Source organism: Agrobacterium sp. MCAB5 (genome assembly GCF_052114365.1).
Classification (GTDB): Bacteria; Pseudomonadota; Alphaproteobacteria; order Rhizobiales; family Rhizobiaceae; genus Agrobacterium; species Agrobacterium tumefaciens.
The window spans coordinates 173,759-194,993 of the sequence record NZ_JBFREP010000007.1 but is presented as its reverse complement, the minus strand read 5'-3'; the positions used below and the strand labels follow the sequence as shown (position 1 = coordinate 194,993).

23 protein-coding genes are annotated in these 21,235 nt (G+C 60.2%); 17 read left to right on the top strand and 6 right to left on the bottom strand.

Features of this window, described 5'->3' with window-relative positions; genetic code table 11:
* Window positions 1-101: 101 nt before the first annotated feature.
* From AB4Z23_RS17255 to AB4Z23_RS17225, 7 genes are read left to right on the top strand one after another with little or no spacing between them, the layout of a single operon-like run.
* On the top strand, window positions 102-488 hold the full coding sequence (locus tag AB4Z23_RS17255; protein ID WP_065688719.1) for a DUF1636 family protein: 387 nt from the start codon (window positions 102-104) through the stop codon (window positions 486-488).
* Window positions 485-1,522 carry a cobalamin biosynthesis protein CobW gene (gene cobW / locus AB4Z23_RS17250; protein WP_441360359.1) on the top strand — a complete coding sequence of 346 codons (1,038 nt, stop codon included), beginning with the start codon at window positions 485-487 and terminating at the stop codon, window positions 1,520-1,522. The genes AB4Z23_RS17255 and cobW overlap by 4 nt, the downstream gene beginning before the upstream one ends.
* Window positions 1,523-1,527: 5 nt before the next feature.
* Window positions 1,528-4,878 (top strand): cobaltochelatase subunit CobN, encoded by a 3,351-nt coding sequence (gene cobN, locus AB4Z23_RS17245; RefSeq protein ID WP_421476927.1) that lies wholly within the window; start codon window positions 1,528-1,530, stop codon window positions 4,876-4,878.
* Complete coding sequence (cobG, locus tag AB4Z23_RS17240) at window positions 4,875-6,233, top strand: precorrin-3B synthase (protein WP_421476929.1); 1,359 nt, start codon at window positions 4,875-4,877, stop codon at window positions 6,231-6,233. Before cobN ends, cobG begins: the two co-directional genes overlap by 4 nt.
* The gene (locus tag AB4Z23_RS17235; RefSeq protein WP_421415165.1) at window positions 6,230-6,862 is read left to right on the top strand and encodes a precorrin-8X methylmutase; all 633 of its coding nucleotides are present in this window, start codon (window positions 6,230-6,232) and stop codon (window positions 6,860-6,862) included. The genes cobG and AB4Z23_RS17235 overlap by 4 nt, the downstream gene beginning before the upstream one ends.
* Window positions 6,859-7,626, top strand: a complete 768-nt coding sequence (locus AB4Z23_RS17230; protein WP_025594680.1) for a precorrin-2 C(20)-methyltransferase — start codon at window positions 6,859-6,861, stop codon at window positions 7,624-7,626. Before AB4Z23_RS17235 ends, AB4Z23_RS17230 begins: the two co-directional genes overlap by 4 nt.
* A complete protein-coding gene (locus tag AB4Z23_RS17225) occupies window positions 7,623-8,384 on the top strand; it encodes a precorrin-3B C(17)-methyltransferase (RefSeq protein WP_003516427.1) in 762 nt (253 codons plus the stop codon). Before AB4Z23_RS17230 ends, AB4Z23_RS17225 begins: the two co-directional genes overlap by 4 nt.
* On the opposite strand, the gene AB4Z23_RS17220 is transcribed toward AB4Z23_RS17225, so the two are convergent.
* Entirely contained in the window at window positions 8,351-9,133 is a 783-nt protein-coding gene (locus AB4Z23_RS17220) for a cobalt-precorrin-6A reductase (protein WP_421476931.1), read from the bottom strand. The two genes, AB4Z23_RS17225 and AB4Z23_RS17220, sit on opposite strands and share 34 nt — an antisense overlap.
* Between AB4Z23_RS17220 and cbiE the strand changes: the two genes are divergently transcribed.
* The 3 genes from cbiE to cobM are packed head-to-tail and all read left to right on the top strand — an operon-like array spanning window position 9,132 to window position 11,586.
* On the top strand, window positions 9,132-10,409 hold the full coding sequence (gene cbiE / locus AB4Z23_RS17215) for a precorrin-6y C5,15-methyltransferase (decarboxylating) subunit CbiE (RefSeq protein WP_421476933.1): 1,278 nt from the start codon (window positions 9,132-9,134) through the stop codon (window positions 10,407-10,409). The two genes, AB4Z23_RS17220 and cbiE, sit on opposite strands and share 2 nt — an antisense overlap.
* Entirely contained in the window at window positions 10,403-10,816 is a 414-nt protein-coding gene (locus tag AB4Z23_RS17210) for a cobalamin biosynthesis protein (RefSeq protein ID WP_421476935.1), read from the top strand. The genes cbiE and AB4Z23_RS17210 overlap by 7 nt, the downstream gene beginning before the upstream one ends.
* The gene (cobM, locus tag AB4Z23_RS17205; protein WP_038492561.1) at window positions 10,813-11,586 is read left to right on the top strand and encodes a precorrin-4 C(11)-methyltransferase; all 774 of its coding nucleotides are present in this window, start codon (window positions 10,813-10,815) and stop codon (window positions 11,584-11,586) included. The genes AB4Z23_RS17210 and cobM overlap by 4 nt, the downstream gene beginning before the upstream one ends.
* Here cobM and AB4Z23_RS17200 read toward each other — a convergent pair.
* Window positions 11,541-12,671: a cobalt-precorrin-5B (C(1))-methyltransferase gene (locus AB4Z23_RS17200; RefSeq protein ID WP_421476937.1), complete on the bottom strand. Its 1,131-nt coding sequence runs from the start codon at window positions 12,669-12,671 to the stop codon at window positions 11,541-11,543. The two genes, cobM and AB4Z23_RS17200, sit on opposite strands and share 46 nt — an antisense overlap.
* Before the next feature lie 59 nt (window positions 12,672-12,730).
* On the opposite strand from AB4Z23_RS17200, the gene cobA reads away from it, so the two are divergent.
* From cobA to AB4Z23_RS17185, 3 genes are all read left to right on the top strand, one after another.
* Complete coding sequence (gene cobA, locus AB4Z23_RS17195; protein ID WP_111799159.1) at window positions 12,731-13,519, top strand: uroporphyrinogen-III C-methyltransferase; 789 nt, start codon at window positions 12,731-12,733, stop codon at window positions 13,517-13,519.
* Window positions 13,516-14,832, top strand: coding sequence for a cobyrinate a,c-diamide synthase (locus tag AB4Z23_RS17190; RefSeq protein WP_421476939.1), 1,317 nt, complete (start codon window positions 13,516-13,518; stop codon window positions 14,830-14,832). The genes cobA and AB4Z23_RS17190 overlap by 4 nt, the downstream gene beginning before the upstream one ends.
* A 123-nt stretch (window positions 14,833-14,955) precedes the next feature.
* A complete protein-coding gene (locus AB4Z23_RS17185) occupies window positions 14,956-16,206 on the top strand; it encodes a cytochrome-c peroxidase (RefSeq protein WP_421476941.1) in 1,251 nt (416 codons plus the stop codon).
* Here AB4Z23_RS17185 and leuB read toward each other — a convergent pair.
* From leuB to AB4Z23_RS17170, 3 genes are all read right to left on the bottom strand, one after another.
* Window positions 16,187-17,299 (bottom strand): 3-isopropylmalate dehydrogenase, encoded by a 1,113-nt coding sequence (leuB, locus tag AB4Z23_RS17180; protein ID WP_003516442.1) that lies wholly within the window; start codon window positions 17,297-17,299, stop codon window positions 16,187-16,189. The two genes, AB4Z23_RS17185 and leuB, sit on opposite strands and share 20 nt — an antisense overlap.
* 225 nt (window positions 17,300-17,524) lie before the next feature.
* Window positions 17,525-18,130 carry a 3-isopropylmalate dehydratase small subunit gene (leuD, locus tag AB4Z23_RS17175; RefSeq protein ID WP_025594665.1) on the bottom strand — a complete coding sequence of 202 codons (606 nt, stop codon included), beginning with the start codon at window positions 18,128-18,130 and terminating at the stop codon, window positions 17,525-17,527.
* Window positions 18,131-18,295: 165 nt separating this feature from the next.
* Window positions 18,296-18,526, bottom strand: coding sequence for a hypothetical protein (locus AB4Z23_RS17170; RefSeq protein ID WP_003516445.1), 231 nt, complete (start codon window positions 18,524-18,526; stop codon window positions 18,296-18,298).
* A 109-nt stretch (window positions 18,527-18,635) separates the two neighbouring features.
* Between AB4Z23_RS17170 and AB4Z23_RS17165 the strand changes: the two genes are divergently transcribed.
* The gene (locus AB4Z23_RS17165; RefSeq protein WP_025594663.1) at window positions 18,636-19,547 is read left to right on the top strand and encodes an HpcH/HpaI aldolase/citrate lyase family protein; all 912 of its coding nucleotides are present in this window, start codon (window positions 18,636-18,638) and stop codon (window positions 19,545-19,547) included.
* Window positions 19,544-19,750: a DUF1737 domain-containing protein gene (locus tag AB4Z23_RS17160; RefSeq protein WP_003505258.1), complete on the top strand. Its 207-nt coding sequence runs from the start codon at window positions 19,544-19,546 to the stop codon at window positions 19,748-19,750. Before AB4Z23_RS17165 ends, AB4Z23_RS17160 begins: the two co-directional genes overlap by 4 nt.
* A gap of 21 nt (window positions 19,751-19,771) precedes the next feature.
* Here AB4Z23_RS17160 and AB4Z23_RS17155 read toward each other — a convergent pair whose 3' ends face one another.
* Window positions 19,772-20,212, bottom strand: coding sequence for a metallopeptidase family protein (locus AB4Z23_RS17155; RefSeq protein WP_003516449.1), 441 nt, complete (start codon window positions 20,210-20,212; stop codon window positions 19,772-19,774).
* A gap of 328 nt (window positions 20,213-20,540) precedes the next feature.
* Here AB4Z23_RS17155 and rplU point away from each other — a divergent pair, with 328 nt between their 5' ends.
* Together rplU and rpmA are read left to right on the top strand one after the other, a co-directional pair.
* Window positions 20,541-20,855 (top strand): 50S ribosomal protein L21, encoded by a 315-nt coding sequence (gene rplU, locus AB4Z23_RS17150; RefSeq protein ID WP_003516451.1) that lies wholly within the window; start codon window positions 20,541-20,543, stop codon window positions 20,853-20,855.
* A 40-nt stretch (window positions 20,856-20,895) separates the two neighbouring features.
* Window positions 20,896-21,165, top strand: a complete 270-nt coding sequence (rpmA, locus tag AB4Z23_RS17145; RefSeq protein ID WP_003492686.1) for a 50S ribosomal protein L27 — start codon at window positions 20,896-20,898, stop codon at window positions 21,163-21,165.
* The last annotated feature ends 70 nt before the right edge of the window (window positions 21,166-21,235 follow it).

The window sequence follows — 21,235 nt, the reverse complement described above, 5'->3', positions numbered from 1 at the left end:
TCAGTGCGCTGTTTTCGACATCCGCACCCCGACGAGTTTAAAGGCGCGGAAAGCGGAACGGTTTGGATATTACCACAACATCTTCTTGTGCGGACGGAACAATGGAAGTCAACACAGCTTCCGGCGTGGTCGTTTTTGTCTGCCGAAGCTGTCGCGACGACACCGATCCCAATGCGGAGCCGCGCCCCGGCACCATCCTTGCGGAAGCTGCCATCGCAAAAGCGCGTGACTCCGGCATCGATGTTCGCTCCGTCAATTGCCTTGCCAATTGCAAACGCGGCCTCAGTGCCGTGCTGCGCGGTGCCGATGGCTGGTCCTATGTATTCGGCGGGCTGACGCCCAACGATGCGGAAGACCTGCTCACGGGCGCGCAAATGCTGGCCGCCTCCGCAGATGGCCTGATGCCCTGGCGCGGCCGTCCCGACACATTGAAGCGCGGCATGGTGGCGCGCATTCCCCCATTCGATTTTACCGAGGAGAGATCATGAGCACCCTTCTGGACCGCGTTCCCTGCACCATCGTCACTGGCTTTCTGGGGGCTGGAAAAACCACGCTGCTGCGCGGTCTCCTCGAAAAGCTTGATGGCAAGCGGCTTGCCATCATCGTCAACGAATTCGGTGATATCGGCATCGATGGTGATATCCTCAAGGGATGCGGCATTGAGAGCTGCCCGGAGGAAAACATCGTCGAGCTGGCCAATGGCTGCATCTGCTGCACGGTGGCGGATGATTTCCAGCCGGCCATCGAGCAGATTCTGAGCCGGCAGCCGAAGGTGGAGCATATCCTCATCGAGACCTCCGGCCTTGCCCTGCCCAAGCCGCTGGTGCAAGCATTTCAATGGCCGGCCATCAAGAGCCGCGTGACGGTTGACGCTGTGGTGGCTGTTGTGGATGGCGTTGCCCTTGCCGAGGGTCAGGTGGCGCATGACATGGAAGCCCTTGCCGCCCAGCGCGCAAATGACGAAGCCCTCGATCACGACGATCCGGTCGAAGAGGTTTTTGAGGACCAGATCGCCTGTGCCGATCTTATCGTGCTGACCAAGGCGGATCTGCTCGATAGCGCCGGTCTGGAAAAGGCGAAGGCTCATATTCTCGAGCATTTGCCGCCGGCCGCAAAGATCGTCGTCGCCTCGAATGGCGTCATCGATCCGGCCGTGCTGATCGGCCTCGGTCTTGCGGTTGAAGAGGATATCGAAAACCGCCGCACCCATCACGATGGTGAACTCGACCACGAACATGACGATTTCGACAGCTTCGTCATCGACCTGCCGGCCGTGACCGATCCGGAAGCGCTGGCGGCTCGTATCGCTGAGACAGCGGCTGCGGAAAATGTTCTGCGCATCAAAGGTTTCGTCGAAGTATCTACCAAGCCGATGCGCCTGCAGGTGCAGGCAGTCGGTAGCCGCGTCAACCATTATTATGACCGTCCCTGGGCGGCCGGTGAAGAGCGCCGCAGCCGCCTCGTCGTCATAGGCGAAAAGGGCCTCAACCGCGAAAAGATCGAACAGATGCTGGCCGCCTGATAGAAATGCACATTCTCGCCAACACATCTTCGTCTCTGGACGACCTGATCGAGCCGGTTGATCTCAACCAGCCGCGATCGGATGTGGTGATGCTGTCTTTTTCGGCAAGCGATCTTGCCGGGCTGGAACAGGCATGGCGGCAGGCAGAGGGCGCGCTTCCGTCCCTGTCTGCCGCCAACCTCTCCGAGCTTCGGCATCCGATGTCGGTCGATCTGTGGATTGAAAAGACGGCCGAACATGCCCGTGTCATCCTTATCCGGATTCTCGGCGGCGCGGAACGCTGGCGCTATGGCGTCGATCAGCTCAGCACGATGGCGCGGCGACGTGGCATAAAACTTATGCTCCTGCCGGGTGAATGCAGTGAGAGAGACGAAAAGCTCGAAGCAGCTTCGACTGTTGATCGCCAGACGTTGGCGTCCGTCCTCGCCTTCTTCCGCGAGGGTGGGCGGGAAAATATGGACCGGCTTGCCATTGGTCTTGCTGCCCTTGTAAGTGGTGGCGCATGGCCAGATATCGAGGCTCAACCGCTGCCGAAAGCCGGCTTTTACCGGCCGGGTAAAGGCGTCGTGGATCAGGCGGAAGCCTGCGCCGGTTTTCCCGCCGGTGCAGCTGTCCTTCCCATTCTCTTTTACCGCTCCATGCTTCTTGCGGCCGATGCGGCGCCCGTGGATGCGCTTTTTAACGCGCTCTCTCAGCGCGGTTTTGCGCCATTGCCGATTTTCGTCAGCGGCCTCAAGGATGGGGAGGCAATTCGCTTTCTCGAAACCGTACTGCCCGAACTCCAGCCCGCCGCCATCGTTGCCGCCACGGCTTTTGCCAGCCAGATGGACGACAGCGGTAAAACCCTGTTTGACCGCCTCGGCGTGCCGGTGTTTCAGGTGGTTATGGCGACGACGCGACGGGACGGCTGGGCGGAAAATGCGCGCGGTCTCAACCCTTCCGATCTTGCCATGCATGTGGTCCTGCCGGAACTCGATGGCCGGATTCTTGCTGGCGCAATCTCATTCAAGCAGGTGCGGACTGATGGCGGTATCAGCCTCATCAATGTACCGGAGGCTGATCGCGTCGAACAGGTGGCAAACAGAATCGCTGCCTTTCTGCAATTAAAACAGTCCACGCCACAGGAACGGCGGATCGTCATTCTGATGCCGGATTATCCCGGTGCTGCGCCGGGGCGCACGGGTTATGCCGTTGGTCTCGATGTGCCGCAAAGCGTGCTTGAAATGCTGCGCGATCTGGCCGCGGCAGGATATGTGGTTTCGGATATTCCCGAAACGGCGCGGGCTTTGCTGGATTGTGTCGAGCAGCAGGAAGCGGCTGTCGGACTTTCAGACTACCGTGATTTTCTTTTGGGTTTGCCTGAAGGGGTTGCCGCCTCCGTGGATAGCACGTGGGGTTCGGCCGAACAGGACGACGCACTAGCCGACGGCGCATTCCGTTTTCGCGTCGCCCGTTTCGGCCAGATATTCGTGGCCCTGGCACCGGATCGTGGGCGAAATGAGGATCGGCGGGTGGATTACCATGACCCTGCCCTGCCGCCACGTCATGCGTTGGTCGCTTTCGGCGCCTGGATGCAGCGTGTCGCAGGGGCGCATGCCATTGTGCATGTCGGTGCGCATGGCACGCTGGAATGGCTGCCCGGCAAGACAGTTGCGCTTTCCCGCGATTGTTTTCCTGAAATCGTCACCGGGTCTTTGCCGGTGATCTATCCGTTCATCGTTTCCAATCCGGGTGAAGCGGCGGTTGCCAAACGGCGGATCGCTGCCGTCACGATCGGCCATGTTCCGCCTGTGCTGGTAGATGCCGGGCTTTCGCCGGAACAATCGGCTCTGGAACAGCTCGTCGACGAATATGCGCAGGCGGATGGGCTCGACCGCCGCCGCCGCGACCGGCTGGCGAAACTGATCGTGGAGAAGGCGCTGGAAACCGGTCTTGCGGCGGATGCCGGTGTCGGTGCAAAGGACGATGCCGATGCGGCGCTGTCGCGCATCGACGCCTTCCTCTGCGATCTCAAGGACTTCGCCATCAAGGATGGCCAGCATGTTTTTGGCCGCAGCCCCGAAGGAGAGACCGATCTTCTGAGGCTTGAAAGTGCTGCGGCGGAAAAAACAGCGCTGCTTGCCGCGCTCGATGGCCGCCATATTGTCCCCGGTCCTTCCGGCGCACCCGCGCGCGGGCGTCTCGATGTCCTGCCGACGGGCCGCAATCTTTATGCTGCCGATCCGCGCACCATGCCGACGCCGACGGCTTTCGAGCTGGGCCGCATGGCGGGCGAAGAAGTGCTTCGGCACCATCTGCAATCCCATGGCGACTGGCCGAAACATCTGGTTTTTGATCTCTGGGGCAGCGCCAGCCTGCGCAATGGCGGCGAGGATGTGGCGCAGGCGCTGCATCTGATGGGAGCGAGACCGATCCATGACCCGGCGACGGGCCGCGTCACAGGCATCGAGGTTCTACCGCCGGCGAGTATCGGGCGGCCGCGTGTCGACGTCACATTCCGGATTTCCGGCCTGTTCCGCGACATGTTTCCGGCGTTGATCGCTCTTCTAGACGCCGCTGCCAAGGCCGTCGCGCGGCGGGATGAAGCGCCGGGTGACAATCCGCTGGCGGAAGAAGCGGCGGCACTCGGGCATATACCGGCACGCATCTTCGGCTCCGCACCCGGCACCTATGGTGCGGGCACAGAGGAAAAACTCGCCAGCGGAAAATGGGAAGAACGCGAGGAACTGGGCCAGGCGTATCTGGATGCGGCAAGCCATGCCTTTGGCGGTGCGGATGGGCTTGAGATTTTCGAGGATGCCGGTTTTGTCGAGCTGGTGCGCCGGGCCGATCTTCTCATTCACACCGGTGACGATCCGGGCCGCGATCTTCTCGACGGCTCGTCAGATGTCGCCTTTATCGGTGGTTTTTCCGCCGCAAAAGCACTCCTTGGCGGCGTTGCCGATATTGTGGCGCTGGATACCACCGATCCCGCGCGTCCGCGCGCGCGATCCATTTCGCAGGCGCTGACGCGCGTTGTTCGGGCCCGCGCCGTCAATCCGCGCTTCATTGCCGGACAGATGCGGCACGGCCCGCGCGGGGCGGCGGAATTTGCCGAGACGGTTGACCGGCTGATCGGTTTTGCGGAAACCACCCATGCGGTATCTTCCTCGCTGATCGAGGCGCTTTACGACGCCTATTTCGGCAATGAGGACGTGCGCGATTTCATCCTGCGGGAAAATCCGAAGGCGGCGGAGGTCATGGCGACGCGCTTTTTATCCGCCCGTCGTCGCGGGTTGTGGCACAGCCGCCGCAATGCGGTGGATGCGGAACTTGAAATGCTGATCCTGCCCCGTTCTGAAAGGGTCGGCGCATGAGGATGGCCCCTTCCGATCCGGTCCAGCCGTTTGGCCGCCGTGGCACGTGTCCGGCCTTGTCGACCCCGATGCTGACCGGTGACGGCTACCTGTCGCGCATCGCATTCGAGGCGGATATTGCGCCCCATGATATGATCGCGCTTTGTGAACTTGCTGAGCGACACGGCAACGGGGTGATCGACATCACGGCACGCGGCAGCCTGCAATTTCGCGGCCTGACGCGGGAAAGCGCCTGCGACCTGGAGAATGATGTTCTGGCGCTTGGTTTGCCGCTTCGCGACGGACTGGCAGTCGAGACCTCACCTCTTTCCGGTCGGGACGATCGGGAAATCGCCGATGGCAGTGCTATTGCGGATGAGATTCGCAGAGAGGCTGCCGCGCTGGCGCTGCACGAAAAGCTCGCCGCAAAAATGTCCGTCATCATCGATGGGGGCGGCCGTCTTTCCATGGGCGATTTGCTGGCCGATATCCGTCTGAAGGCGGTGCGGCTCGATCATCGAGTTTTCTGGCAATTGCTTGTCGGAGGTCCGGAGAGCAAGGCGTTGCGCGCGGGATTTGTTGAGGCCGACAAGGCGGCGGATGTTGTCCTGTTGCTGCTCGTCCATCTGGCCGGCAAAGGACCGCTTGCCCGTGGCCGCGATCTGGATTTGCGGACGATAAAGGCGATTTGCGGAGACCGCCTGGTAGATAGCGAGAGCCAAGGCGAGATGCCTGCGCCTTCCTCTCCCCTGGGGCTGATGGCGGCCGGTAGTGGTACCTTTGCTGCCGTTATCACTCCTGCTTTCGCGCAAGTTCGTGCTTCCGATCTGTCGCGGCTCTGTGGACTGGCGCGCGCATTTGATATCGAAACATTGCGGCCGTCGCTCAATCATAGCCTGCTATTTTTCGGGTCGCGGGATGCTTGCGATGCGCTGATGCAAATTGCGGACAGTGCCGGTTTCATCACACGGGCAGGTGATGCGCGATCTTCCATCGCTGTCTGTCCCGGCACGCCGGGGTGCGCTTCGGCTTTCTTTCCCACACATGATCTGGCGGCCTTTGCATCGCGGGAACTAGCTTCCATGCTCGATGGCTCCTTCACACTGCATCTCTCCGGCTGCGGAAAGGGTTGCGCGCATCCTGCCCCGTCGCTTCTGGCCTTTTCCGGCACCGCCGATGGTCTGGCCTTTTCGTTTTCGGGCCGCGCCTGCGACCCGCAGGACGGTATTTTACCATTCGAGCAACAGAGGACGGCGCTTTCGCGGCTTGCCCGTCTTTACGAAAAAGAACATAAGCCCGGGGAAAACGCTGCCGACCTGCTTGCCCGTCTGGGTAAGGAGGCAATCGTTGCCGCGCTTCGACAGGATGACCGATGACCGACCATGACTATATTCGCGACGGCAATGCGATTTACGAGCGCTCCTTCGCCATCATTCGCGAGGAAGCGGATTTGTCCGCCTTTACCGAAGATCAGGCGGATATCGCCATTCGCATGATCCATGCCTGCGGGCTGGTGGAAGCGGCCAGCCATTTCCGTTTTTCTCCGGATTTCGTTGTCGCGGCACGTGGTGCTTTGCTGGCGGGCAAGCCCGTTCTGTGCGATGCGGAAATGGTCGCCCACGGCGTGACCCGCGCCCGCCTTCCGGCCAATAATGACGTGATCTGCACCCTTCGCGATCCGCGCACCCCTGAGCTTGCGAAAACGATTGGCAATACCCGTTCCGCCGCCGCACTCGATCTCTGGGCGGAAAAGCTGGACGGTGCTCTCGTTGCTATCGGCAACGCGCCGACAGCGCTGTTCTATCTTCTGGAGATGCTTGAAAAGGGCGCTCGACGTCCAGCTGCCATTATCGGCATGCCGGTCGGTTTTGTCGGTGCGGCGGAATCGAAGGATGCGCTGGAGGCTAGTTCGCTAGGCATTCCCTATGCCATCGTCAAGGGACGTATGGGTGGATCGGCCATGACGGCCGCTGCCGTCAACGCCGTTGCGAGGGCAGGTCTGTGAGCGCGGCTCTTTTCGAAAATTCCAGGGGTAAACTCGTGGGCGTCGGCACCGGCCCCGGCGATCCAGAGCTTCTGACGCTGAAAGCCGTGCGCGCCATCGAAAATGCCGATGTCCTCGCCTTCTTCTGCAAGAAAGGCAGCAGCGGCAATGGTCGCGGTATCGTTGAGGCCTTCATTCGTCCGGGCACACTGGAAATGCCGCTGGTCTATCCGGTAACCGTCGAGAGCGACAAAAACGGCGAGGATTATCGCGGTGCGATCGCCGCATTTTTCGATCAGTCGGCCATGGATATTGCTGCCCATCTCGATGCCGGGCGCAATGTCGCCGTGCTGTCGGAAGGCGATCCGCTGTTTTACGGTTCCTATATGCATCTTCATCTGCGGCTTGCGCCTTCCTATGAGGCGGAGGTCGTTGCCGGCATTACCGCCATGTCCGGCTGCTGGTCGATGGCCGGTCTACCGCTGGTGCAGGGTGACGATATCTTGAGCGTGCTTCCCGGCACGCTGGCCGAAGATGTTCTGACAGAGCGTCTGTCCGGCACGGATGGCGCCGTGATCATGAAGGTCGGGCGCAACCTGCCGAAGATCCGCCGGGCGCTGGAAAAGGCCGGCAAGCTTAATGAAGCGCTGTATGTCGAGCGCGGCACCATGGCGAACAGCCATGCGGTGCCGCTGATTGAGCGGGACGCATCGCCCGCCCCCTATTTTTCGCTGGTTCTGGTACCTGGCTGGAAAACCAGACCCGCTGGCGGTGAAGCGCCATGACCGGCAGGCTGGTCGTTGTCGGCCTTGGCCCTGGCAGTTCTGCGCAGGTGACACCGGAGGCGCTCGCCGCCGTTGAGGCGTCGGAGGATTTCTTCGGTTACATTCCGTATCTCGATCGGTTGTCGCTCAGACCCGACCAACGTCGCCATGCCTCTGACAATCGCGAGGAAATCTCCCGTGCCGAACAGGCTCTGCGGCTTGCAGCCGGGGGCGGCAAGGTCTGCGTGGTTTCGGGCGGCGATCCCGGCGTTTTTGCCATGGCGGCGGCTGTTTGCGAGGCGATTGAACATGGCCCGCGCGAGTGGCGCGAAATAGACTTCTCGGTCGTGCCGGGCGTGACGGCCATGCTTGCGGTTGCCGCACGAGCCGGCGCGCCGCTCGGGCATGATTTCTGCGCCATCTCGCTGTCGGACAATTTGAAGCCCTGGGGCATTATTGAAAAGCGACTGATCGCGGCTGCGGAAGCCGGATTCGTTATGGCTTTCTATAATCCCGTCAGCAAGGCGCGCCCGCACCAGCTTGGCACCGCCTTCGATCTTTTGCGGGCACATTTGCCCGGCTCGGTGCCGGTGATCTTTGGCCGTGCGGCAGGCCGTGCGGATGAGCGCATCCGGGTCGTGCCTTTGTCTGAAGCATCGAGCGACATGGCGGATATGGCCACCTGCATCATCGTCGGTTCGGTGGAAACCCGTCTTATCGAGCGTTCGGACAAAGATCCGCTGGTTTACTCGCCGCGTTTTTCGAGAAGAGAAAGCTGATGGCGGATGGCGGTGAGCGCAGTCGCTATATCCGGCACGTTCGCGCCATCGAGGATTGCGGCGTTCAGCTGTGGCGGCCGCTCGATCATGATAACCGGCAGGCCAAGCCGCCTCGCCGCTTCGATCTTGCCGTAACTGGCGTTGCCGCCGGAGTTCTTGGAAACCACAGTGCCGATACGGTTTTCCTCCAGCATGCGGATCTCTTCATCCAGCGCAAAGGGGCCGCGCGCTGTAATATAGCGAGCATCCGGCACCTTCAGCGGCGGCTCTACCGGATCAACGCTGCGAATGAGATAGCTGTGTTGGGGTGCGGCCTCGAAAGGAAGAAGTTCCTGCCGGCCGAGCGCCAGAAACACCCGCTTGCCTTCATCGCCGAGCGCGATAACAGCCTGTTCGATGGTATCGACCCTCTGCCATTTGTCATCCGGTTGGCGCTCCCAGGCGGGGCGCGAAAGTGCTACAAGCGGAACTTTGGCAAGTCTCGCCGCCTCCACGGCATTGGCGGAAATCCTCGCCGCATAGGGATGGGTGGCGTCGACCAGAATATCGAAATTCCCGGTGCGGATGAAATCCGCCAAACCCGCAGCACCGCCGAACCCGCCACTGCGCATCGGCACCGGCTGTTCCACTGGCGAAAGCGTACGACCGGCCATGGAGAGCAGGATTCGGTAGCCGGAGTCCACCGCCAGCTTGCCGGCCAGAATGCGAGCATCCGCCGTGCCGCCAAGGATGAGTATGGAGCGTGTCATGACGTCTGAATATTCCGGAACGGGCAACGCTTCCACTCAAAAGAAGGCTTCCACTGAAAAGAAAGGCAAGCCATGGCTTTTCATCGTCGGCATAGGCGAAGATGGGCTGGATGGGCTCGGTCGGAATGCCGTGGCGGCAATAGAGGCGGCCGAGATTGTTTTCGGTGGCAAACGCCATCTGGAACTGGCGGCTGCAGCCATTCGTGGTGAGGCGCGCCCTTGGCCGGTGCCGTTCGATGCGGAGATGAGCGATGTCGTGGCGTTGCGCGGTAGACGGGTCTGCGTGCTCGCCTCCGGCGATCCGTTCTTTTATGGCGCCGGCGTCACGCTTCTGCGGCGGATACCGTCGGAGGAGACAGTCTGCTATCCCTCACCTTCCGCCTTCTCCCAGGCCGCGGCGCGGCTTGGCTGGGCCTTGCAGTCGACCGAATGCGTGTCGTTGCACGGGCGTTCCATCGATCTTTTGCGACCGCATCTGCATCCCGGAGTGAGGATCATCGCGCTTACTTCTGATGAGCGCGCGCCCGCTCTCATTGCGGAATTGCTGTCTCAATCCGGTTTCGGCCAGTCGGAATTTGTCCTGCTCGAAGCTTTGGGCGGAAAGCGGGAGAGGCGGCGGCAAATCAGGGCGGTCGATTTTACCTTTGACGACATCGATCCTTTGAACGTCGTGGCTATCGATGTCGTTGCTGCTGAGGGCGCACGCGTCCTGCCTTTTGTGCAGGGGCTGGATGACAGCCTGTTCGAACATGACGGGCAGATCACCAAGCGTGAAATCCGTGCCGTGACGCTTTCATCGCTGGCTCCGCGCCGGGGCGAGCTGCTGTGGGATATCGGTGCCGGTTCGGGTTCGATTGGTATTGAATGGATGCTGTCGCACCCCTCGCTCCGTGCCATCGCCATAGAGCAGCATCCGGAAAGAGCCGAACGTATCGCCCGCAATGCCGAGGCATTTGGCGTTCCGGGGCTTGAAGTCATGATCGGTGCAGCACCTGCGGCTTTTGAAGGCCTGCCTCAACCGGATGCGATCTTCATTGGTGGTGGCGGCAGCGAAACGGGCGTGTTTGAGGCTGCTCTGGAGGCCTTGAAGCCAGGCGGGCGGCTGGTTGCCAATGCGGTGACGCTTGAAATGGAAGCGGTGCTGCTTGCGGCCCATGCCAGGTTCGGCGGTTCGATGATCCGTCTCGATGTGTCGCGCGTTGTTGCTGTCGGCTCCATGTCGGGCTGGCGTCCGGCGATGCCGGTGACACAATGGAGTTGGGTCAAGCCATGGTGACTGTCGCTGGCATAGGCTGTCGCAAAGGCACGGGTTCGGATGCAATTATCGCAGCAGTGCAAGCTGCCGAGCTTGCTTTTGGTATGACCGTTGAATGCTTGGCGACTGCGCCGCTCAAGGCAAAAGAAGCTGGTCTTGCGGAAGCGGCGAAACGTCTGGCGCTGCCGCTTGAAATCGTATCGAAGGAACAGCTCGAGGCGGCTGCTTCGAAAACAATGACATTTTCACAGGCAAGCCTTGATCATGCCGGGACGCCCAGCGTCAGTGAAGCGGCGGCACTTGCTGCCGCCGGAGAAAATGCGCGGCTGGTCGCGGCGCGTCTCGTGGTTGGCGATGTGACGGTAGCCATCGCCACGACGAACGACGCGCGAAATGACCGCGCCATCGAACATGGAGAACAACAATGACGGTTCATTTCATCGGCGCCGGTCCGGGCGCCGCCGATCTCATCACGGTGCGCGGGCGCGATCTTATCGCTGCCTGCCCGGTCTGCCTTTATGCCGGCTCGCTGGTGCCGAAGGCGCTGATCGAGTATTGCCCAACGGATGCACGCATTGTCGATACGGCAGCACTGTCGCTTGATGAGATCGAGGCGGAATTCGTTGCGGCGGCAAAGGCCGGCAAGGATGTGGCACGGCTGCATTCCGGTGATCTGTCCGTCTGGAGCGCCATGGGTGAACAGATCCGCCGGCTGGAACGGCTGGGTCTCGATTATACCGTGACTCCAGGTGTGCCCTCTTTCGCTGCTGCCGCTGCCACCCTGCAGCGGGAATTGACGGTGCCGGAAGTGGCGCAAAGCCTTGTTCTGACCCGTATTTCGGGCCGCGCTTCGAAAATGCCCGAGGGCGAGACGCTGAAAGCCTTCGGTGCGACGGGGGCGACACTTGCCATCCATCTCGCCATCCATGCCATCGGCCAGGTGGTGGAAGAACTGACGCCGCTTTATGGTTCCGATTGCCCAGTCGCCATAGTCGTCCGCGCCTCCTGGCCGGATGAGCGGGTCATTCGCGGCACGTTGTTCGACATCGAAGGAAAACTCGCGGCCGAACCGGTGGAGCGGACGGCGCTGATCTTCGTCGGGCATGGGCTTGCCTCGACGGATTTTCGCGAGAGCGCACTTTATAGTACCGATTATGTCCGGCGGTTCCGCTCCCCGAAGGAAGATGCGAAGGGCTGATGCGACGGCGTGGAGGCGGTGCGTCCCTTGAGCGTGCCCTGACGATCGAACACCAGAATATCAAGCTCGATGCCGGGCACCTTCAAAGCGGCAGCCGCTGTTACCCAGGCTTTTTCCGCAACGATCGCGCCGAGGTCTATCCCCGCGCGTTCGGCCAGCTCAAAGGCGTGCGCAACCATGTTGGCCTGACGAATGGCGAGGGCAAGATTTTCATCTCCGCCAGCCTCGGTTGCGAGTACCGCCAGCGCATCAAGATCCGCCAGGCCTTTCTTGGAATGAACGTCCAGCATGCCCTGGGCGAGCTTGGTCATCTTGGCGACGCCGCCGGCAATCGTGACCCGCTCGACAGGGTGGCTGCGGAGATATTTCAGCATGCCACCGATAAAATCACCCATGTCGATCAGTGCGGTCTCCGGCAGGCCGTAAACTGCCTGCCCTGCCTTTTCGGAGGTGTTGCCGGTCGCGCCGAGCAGATGGGTGCAGCCGGTGGCGCGCGCCACATCGATGCCGCGCCAGATGGAGTGGATCCATGCCGAGCAGGAAAACGGGATGACGATGCCGGTGGTGCCAAGGATGGAAATGCCGCCGACAATACCGAGCCTGCCATTCAGGGTCTTTTCCGCGATTTTCTCGCCGTCCCGAACGGAAATCTCGACTTCGAAATCTGCATCGTCTCCGGCTACTTCGCGAATGGCGGTTTCGATCATCTTGCGCGGTACGGGGTTGATCGCGGGTTCGCCCGGCGGCAGGGGCAATCCAGGCCGGGTGATGGTGCCGACGCCTTTTCCAGCCTTGAAGGTGATGCCGCTGCCGGGCTTTCCCCGTCGCACGGTGCTTTCGATCAGCGCACCATGGGTCACGTCGGGATCGTCGCCTGCATCCTTGACGACGCCGGCTCTTGCGAAGTTTTCACCTTTTTCCTCGGTGGCGAGAGAAAATGCCGGCCTCACGCCGCTTGGAAGTTCGACTTCGACAGGGTAAGGAAACTCGCCGGTCAGAAGGGCAGCGCAGGCCGCCTTCGTGGCGGCTGCCGCGCAAGTGCCCGTGGTCCAGCCGCGGCGAAGGGTCTTTCCATCCATTTCCATATGAATTCCTATAGCCGGGACGGCTATTTCCGTCATCGTTAAAAAAGCAGCCGAGAAGAATGTCGATAGCGCAGGTTTTGAACAGCATCGCCGCAAAAGGTCCGGTCTTTGAGGCCGGGCATGTCTGGCTCGCAGGCGCGGGTCCGGGCGATGTGCGTTATCTGACGCTCGAAGTGGCGCTCGCGCTTTCGCAGGCCGATGTGATCGTGCGCGACGCGCTGGTGAGCGACGATGTCGTTTCCCTCGGGCCCCAGGCTGAAATCGTGTTTGCCGGCAAGCGCGGCGGCAAGCCGTCGGCAACGCAGGACGACATCACTGCCTCGCTGATTGATCTCGCCCGACAGGGTAAGAAGGTGTTGCGGCTTAAGGGTGGCGATCCGTTTATTTTCGGGCGTGGCGGCGAAGAGGCGGAGGCGCTTGTCCGCGCCGGCATCCCATTTCGTATCTTGCCGGGCATGACCTCGTCGCTTGCAGCCCTTGCTTCAGCGCGCATTCCCGCCACCATGCGCGGTATCAGCCGCGCTGTCACGCTTGCCACCGGCCATGCCGCCGGGACCGAAGAGGATCTGGATTGGCTGGCACTGGCGAAAACGCTGGAGCCCATCGTCGTGTATATGGGGCTTAAGAACATAGGCTCGATCGCCGGTCTTCTGATGCAGGGCGGTCGTTCGGGCAAGACGCCGGTCGCCGTCATCATGTCGGCAACGACCGCGCAAGAACGGATTTTCATCGGCACACTGGAAAGCATAGCTGACGATGCAAAACGGGAAAAATTCGAGGCGCCGGCGCTGATCGTTATTGGCGAGATCGTTTCGATGCGCGACCGACTTGGGGTGCCCACCTTATGACCACACGGGCGATCATCATCGGCGCACCGCGCTCTGGTTCCGGCAAGACCAGCGTAACAATCGGCTTGCTCAGGGCCTTTGCCCGGCGCGGCATAAAGGTGCGCGGCATCAAGACGGGGCCGGATTATATCGACCCCGGCTTCCATGCCTTCGCCACCGGCACATCCGGCCTCAATCTCGACAGCTGGGCCATGCAGCCGGAATTGCTTCGACACCTTTTGTTGCAACAGGCTGATGGTGCCGACCTCGTTTTGATCGAAAGCGCCATGGGCCTGTTCGACGGTATCCCCGTGGCGGAAAACCGCACCGGTTCTGCGGCGGATCTGGCCCGGCTGTTCGGCATTCCCGTGCTGCTGGTGCTGGATGTGTCGGGTCAATCGCAGACAGCCGCTGCTGTTGCCTATGGTTTTGCCCACTATGATCCTGTTGTCACCATGGCGGCGGTGGTGCTGAACCGCGCTGGCAGCGAAAGACACCGGACGCTGTGCACGGAGGCCATCGAAAAAATCGGTCTGCCTGTCGCAGGATGCGTCCTGCGTGATCCGTCACTCATCCTGCCGGAACGGCATCTGGGGCTGGTGCAGGCCAGCGAACATCCGGAAATCGACGCGCATATAGAACGGCTGGCGGATGCGATGGAAAGGTCCATTGATCTCGATGCCTTGCTTTCGCTCGCTGCGCCTGTAGATGTGCCCCCCGGCTCGGTGGAGGCAGCGATTGCGCCGCCCGGCCAGCGCATCGCGCTTGCAGACGACGCGGCTTTCACCTTTCTTTATCCGCACCTCAAGAACCACTGGCATGCAGCGGGGGCGGAGATCGTGCCCTTCTCACCGCTGGCCGACGAGGTGCCCGATGAGACCTGCGACATTTGCTGGCTGCCAGGTGGTTATCCCGAACTTTATGCTGGAAGGCTTGCCGATGCTGCCGGGTTTAAAGCGGGGATTGTCCGTTTTGCCGAGACGAAGCCGGTGCATGGCGAGTGCGGCGGCTATATGGTTTTGGGAGCGGCGCTGGAAGATGCCGATGGCGTCACCCATGCCATGACCGGGCTTCTGTCACATGCCACCAGTTTCGCCACGCGCAAGATGAACCTCGGTTACCGGCAGGCTGCAATCGTGGCAGATGGGCCGCTGGGCAAAGCGGGCGAGGTTCTGCGCGGCCACGAGTTTCACTATGCGCGTGTCATCGATCCGGGTCACGATGAGCCTTTCGCTCAGATCGCTGACGGGCAGGGTCGTCCGCTCGGCCCCTCCGGTGGCAGGCGGGATCTTGTTTCAGGCACTTTCTTCCACGCGATAGCCAAAGCCGGGTAAGCAATTTGGCGTCCGGATGCGGGGTTGCGTCAAAGTGGAGCGGGCTGAGAAAGTTTGTAGTCTGGTGCGATAGGTAAGTGCTATATAACCACTGTCGTCCCGAGTTTCCGAAACGCTATTTCAATGAAAAGACTGCGCCTATTCATTTCTGCCGCCCTTGCCGTGGCCATGATACCGGTTCCGCTCGAGATCGGTGCTGGTCAAATGCAGGCTCACGGCGGCGAAGATTATGCAACGCTTGAAAAACTCGGCGCGGCGCTGTTCGATGATGCCAATCTTTCCATGAACCGCACGATGGCGTGTTCCACCTGCCATATGCAGGCGGCCGGTTTTTCCGATGCGCGCGAAAGCGACAAGGTCGGCCGGGACGTCTCTCTCGGCGATGACGGGATTTCGCTGGGCGACCGCAATGCGCCGACTGCAGCCTATGCCCGGTTCACGCCGCCTTTCGGCAGGAACGCTGCGGGAGAGTATGTCGGTGGGCAATTCTGGGACGGTCGTGCCTCCCTGCTGGAAGACCAGGCGGGTGGACCACCGCTCAACCCGATCGAAATGGGCATGCCGGATAAAGCCTCTGTCGTCAAACGGCTCAAGGAAAACCCTGATTATGTTGCGGCGTTCGGCACACAGTTCGGCAACGATGTTTTCCAGAGTGACGAAGGCGCCTTTGCTGCGATGACCAAGGCGCTGGCGAGCTTCGAGCGTTCCGATGAATTCTCCACCTTCGATTCCAGGTATGACCGTTTCCTGCGCGGCGAAGAAAAGCTGACCGATCAGGAGGAGCTGGGCCGGGTTCTTATCTCCTCGACGCAGTTCACCAATTGCAATACCTGCCATGAAATCCGTGGCGCCAAGGGTTTGGAAGACGGCCTCTTCACCAACCACAAATATTTCAACATCGGTGTTCCGGCCAACACGTCGGTCAGGGCAGCCAACGGCTCCAAGCCGGATGCGGTCGATCTCGGATTGGCGCAAAATCCCGCCGTGGCCGGCGATCCGGCTCAGCGCGGCAAGTTCAAGGTGCCTACTCTTCGCAACGTCGCCATCACTGGTCCCTACATGCACAATGGCGTGTTTAAGGATCTGCGCACGGTGGTGCTGTTTTACGTGAAATATAAAAGCAAGAAACCCAGCCGGCAGATCAACCCTGAAACGGGTAAAACCTGGGATGCGCCGGAAGTGCCTGATAATATCGCCATGACAGAGCTGACTTCCGCACCGGCGCTGGACGACAAGCGGGTGGACGCCATCGTTGCCTTTTTGAAGACGCTGACTGACAAAAGATATGAACATCTTTTGCCAAAGGAAGATGGGCAAGCGACCGTGCCGCCTGCCCAACCGGTTTCGGTGAGTGTTACGCCGAAAGCGCCTTGAATTCTGCGAGAACCGCGTCACCCATTTCGGAGGTGCTGACCTGACGGGAACCGTCAGACATAATGTCGGCGGTGCGGATGCCTTTGTCGAGCACGTTCGCAATTGCAGTTTCGAGCTTCGTTGCCTCATCAACCATATTGAACGAATAGCGCAGGCACATGGCGAATGACGCGATCATGGCAATGGGGTTGGCGATGCCCTTGCCGGCAATGTCAGGTGCCGAACCGTGCACCGGCTCGTACATGGCCTTGCGCTTGCCGGTCTTGGCATCCGGCGCACCAAGCGATGCCGACGGCAGCATGCCGAGCGAGCCCGTCAGCATGGCAGCGACGTCGGAAAGCATGTCGCCGAAGAGGTTGTCGGTCACGATCACGTCGAACTGCTTGGGCTTGCGCACCAGCTGCATGCCGCCGGCATCGGCCAGCATATGCTCCAGCTGAACGTCCTTGTATTTCGCAGCGTGGGTTTCGGTGACAACCTGGTTCCACAAAACGCCAGATTTCATGACGTTGCGCTTCTCCATGGAGCAGACGCGGTTATCGCGCGTGCGTGCCAGTTCGAAAGCGACGCTGGCGATGCGCTCGATCTCGAAGGTGTCGTAGATCTGCGTGTCGATACCGCGCTTCTGGCCGTTGCCGAGGTCGATGATCTGCTTGGGCTCGCCGAAATAGACACCGCCCGTCAATTCGCGGACGATGAGGATATCGAGACCCTCTACCAGCTCCGGCTTCAGTGAGGAGGCTTCGGCAAGTGCCGGGTAGCAGATGGCGGGGCGCAGGTTGGCGAAAAGTTCGAGATCCTTGCGCAGGCGAAGCAGGCCGGCTTCCGGGCGATGTTCGTAGGGAACGCCATCCCACTTCGGGCCGCCCACGGCGCCAAACAGGATCGCATCGGCGGCAAGGGCCTTTTCCATATCTGCGTCGGAAATCGCGACGCCATGGGCATCATAAGCGGAGCCGCCGACCAGACCTTCCTGCGTGGTGAAGCCGGCATTTTTCGCGCTGTTCATATAGTCGATCAGCTTGCGGACTTCGGCCATGGCCTCGGGGCCGATACCGTCACCGGGCAGAAGGAAAAGCGTGCGGACTGTCATGAGAACCCTCCTTGGGCGGCGCGCCGGAAACCATCATAAAGGGTTTTCGATTGCGGCGAGCGCGGCGTCAAACTCGTTTCCGTCCTGCCGCCTCACAAGTCACGTCGCCAGCCGAACGGGATCGGGGGCTTCTTATCCCCGCCTCAACGGCTTTTCAAGCAAAGCAAAAGCCGATCCGGTACGGTTTTGTACGGGATCGGCTTTTAAAAGAGGATAGAAGTGCGGTCAGGCCCAGGGGCGGACCGAGGCATTTGCCTTTTCGAACGTGTCGATGGCGCCGGAATGCTCCAGTGTCAGGCCGATGTCGTCGAGGCCGTTCAGCATGCAATGGCGCTTGAATTCATCGATCTCGAAGGTGATCGTGCCGCCATCAGGGCCGCTGATTTCCTGACGTTCCAGATCGATGGACAGAACGGCGTTCGAGCCGCGCGAGGCGTCGTCCAGCAGCTTTTCGAGATTCTCGGGGCTGACGACGACAGGCAGGATGCCGTTCTTGAAACAGTTGTTGTAAAAGATGTCGGCGAAGCTGGTGGAGATCACGCAGCGGATGCCGAAATCGAGAAGCGCCCATGGTGCATGTTCGCGCGAAGAGCCGCAGCCAAAATTGTCACCCGCGACGAGGATCTGGGCGTTCTGGTAAGCGGGCTTGTTCAGCACAAAATCTGGATTGGGCGAGCCATCTTCAAGATAACGCGACTCGGCAAAAAGGCCGGTGCCAAGACCCGTGCGCTTGATGGTCTTCAGATAGTCTTTGGGAATGATCATATCGGTGTCGATATTGACGACCGGCATGGGCGCAGCAACGCCCGTCAGCTTGGTGAATTTTTCCATCTGTCGCTTCCCGTGTTTCCCTGGTCACAAAATCCGGCGTGGACTGACGCCCGCCGGATATTTTCTGTCGGGAAATACTGCAAAACGGATCGCTTTAGAAGCGCAAACCCGCATTCTTCGGTACGCCGCGTGCAGCGTTCTCGCATTTTAACAGGATTAACGATCTCAGAGATCGATGATCGTGCCTTTGCCGTCGTTCCAGACGCGCATATCGCGCTGGTTGCGGGGCTTGACCGGAATGGGTGCCGGCTTCATACGCGCCGAAAGCAGACGGGCAGCGCTGAGAACGGCGAGCACGCCGATAAAAGCGACCGTAAGCGAGGCGGTAAAAAGAGCCACCAAAGCCAGAAGTGCGATGCCGGATGCGGCAATGAAAAATGAACGGATGCCTTGCATGATTCAACCTTTCTTTCCAGACGAATGTGGGCCTTCTTCTTCCGGCTTGCAAGAGGATTCAGTGGATTGTCGTGTTGCAGATGTCACAAAAGCTTGACACAAGTGCGGCATGACTAATTTTTTCGAAAATATTCCTGTGAGACCGCGCCGTTCGCTGCTGTCGGTTCCGGCCATCAATGTCAGGGCGCTCGAAAAAATCCGCGATCTCGATTGCGATGGGGTTATTCTCGATCTGGAGGATTCCGTTGCACCCGATGTGAAGGGCGAAGCGCGAGAGAATCTGGGCAGGCTGTTTTCGGATACGCCCTTTGCGGGACGCGAGATCATTATCCGTATCAATCCGCTGTCAACGCCGGATGGTATGGAGGATTTAAAGCTCGTGCTTTCCTGCCGGCCGGATGCGGTATTATTACCGAAGGTAGAGCAGCCCGCCGATATTCACGATGTGGCCGACCTTCTGGCGGAGGCCGATGCGCCCCAGGGCTTGAAAATCTGGGCGATGATCGAGACGCCGCTCGGTGTGTTGAACGCAGCGTCCATTGCTGACGCTGCCCATACGCCGGATGGACGGCTTGCCGCTTTCGTCCTCGGACTGAACGATCTGCGCAAGGAGACACGGGTTCCTTCCGTGCCCGGGCGAACCTACCTCGTGCCATGGATGATGCAGGTGGTGCTTGCCGCCCGCGCCTATGGGCTTGATGTCATCGATAGCGTGTCGAATGATTTTCGCGATATCGCGGCTTTTGGCACCGAGTGCGAGCAGGGCCACGCCATGGGCTTCGATGGCAAGATGCTGATCCACCCGGCCCAGATCGAGCCCGCCAATCGTCACTTCGGCCCCGATGAGGCCGCTGTCGCTGAAGCCAGGGCGATTATTGACGCTTTCGCAAAACCCGAATCTGTGGAATTGAACGTCATCAACATGAACGGGCGGATGATCGAACGGCTGCATGTGAGCCAAGCCGAAAGGCTGGTTGCCATGGCCGATATCATCACACAACGAAAGGCGCAAAAGACGTGAAGGTCTATCGTTTCATTACAGGTCCCGATGACGCGAAGTTCTGTCACCGGGTCACCGAAGCTCTGAACAAGGGGTGGGAACTTGCCGGTTCGCCCAGCTACGCCTTCAACGCCGCAAGCGGTGTCATGCATTGCGGCCAGGCCGTGACCAAGGTGGTCGAGGGCAAGGAATACCACCCGGATATGAAGCTCGGCGAGCAATAAGAAGCGTGGCTGTCGGCAGGCTCAGCGCTCCGCCGCGGCCTCGTCGGCGCTTTCCTCGATCCGCTCCATGTCGTCATCCGACAGGCCGAAGTGATGGCCGATCTCGTGGATGAGGACATGGGTGATGATGTCGCCCAGCGTTTCCTCATTCTCGGCCCAGTAGTCGAGAATGGGGCGGCGATAAAGCGTGATGCGGTTCACCATCTCGCCGGTTTCCATGGTGAAACGTTCGGAGATACCGCGCCCCTCGAACAATCCCAGCAGGTCGAACGGTGTTTCGAGCGCCATGTCCTCGAACACTTCGTCTGTCGGGAAATCCGAGATCTCGATGACGAGATCCTTGGTCAACGCACGGAATTCTTCTGGCAGGTGGCCATATGCCTCGATCGCAAGCGACTCGAAGGCGGAAAGTGTCGGCGCATGGCGGTCCCGCCAATCGTCGGTCTGGTCTATGCGGGCCATTTCTGCTCCTTGTTGAAGGCCCATATAAACACTTGCTGCGCAAATTTCGAGACCTGACTGCTTCGCTTGCCAAAAAAGCATGAAATTCTTGGCGTTAGAGTTACTTTTCAAACATCCGTCATCTTGACATAAACTGATGTCTCGCGTAATTCGCACCCAAATTGATGGCGTATTGCGCCTTCTGTTTATTCCGCCCCTCAAAGGCGGCTTCACCGGCAGACTTTCAAAAGGGCATTCAGTCCTGACGGATTTCCGCTACTCCGACTGATAAAAAGACGGCCAGCTTGCTTTGGCGGGCAGAGCCGGAACGAACATGAAAGGATAACAAATGTTCGCAGTCATCAAGACCGGCGGTAAGCAGTACCGCGTAGCGGCCGATGCCGTGCTGACCATCGAAAAGCTGGAAGCAGAGGCAGGCGCAACCGTAGAATTCACCGAAGTTCTCGTGATCGGCGAAGGCGCCGACGCTCAGTTCGGTGCTCCCTTTGTCAAGGGTGCCATCGTCAAGGCTGAAGTTGTCGAGCACAATCGCGGCAAGAAGGTCATCGCCTTCAAGAAGCGTCGTCGTCAGAACTCCAAGCGTTCGCGCGGCCATCGTCAGCATCACACTGTCGTCCGCATCACGGACATCGTTGCTGCCTGATCGGCGCGACACGGGAAACAAGGTTTAAAGGAGAACTCCAATGGCACACAAAAAAGCTGGCGGTTCATCGCGTAACGGTCGCGATTCCGAATCCAAGCGCCTTGGCGTAAAGAAGTTCGGCGGCGAAGCTGTCATTCCAGGCAACATTATTCTGCGTCAGCGCGGAACCCAGTGGCATCCGGGCGCCAACGTTGGCATCGGCAAGGACCACACGATTTTCGCACTGACCGCAGGTAACGTGAACTTCCGTACGAAGGCCAACGGCCGCGTATTCGTATCCGTGGCCCCGAAAGCGGAAGCCGCAGAATAAGCCGGTAAGCGTCATATGCAGCCGGTGTCCCATCGACCCGGCTGAGACGTATCAGGTTCAGTCAAGAAAA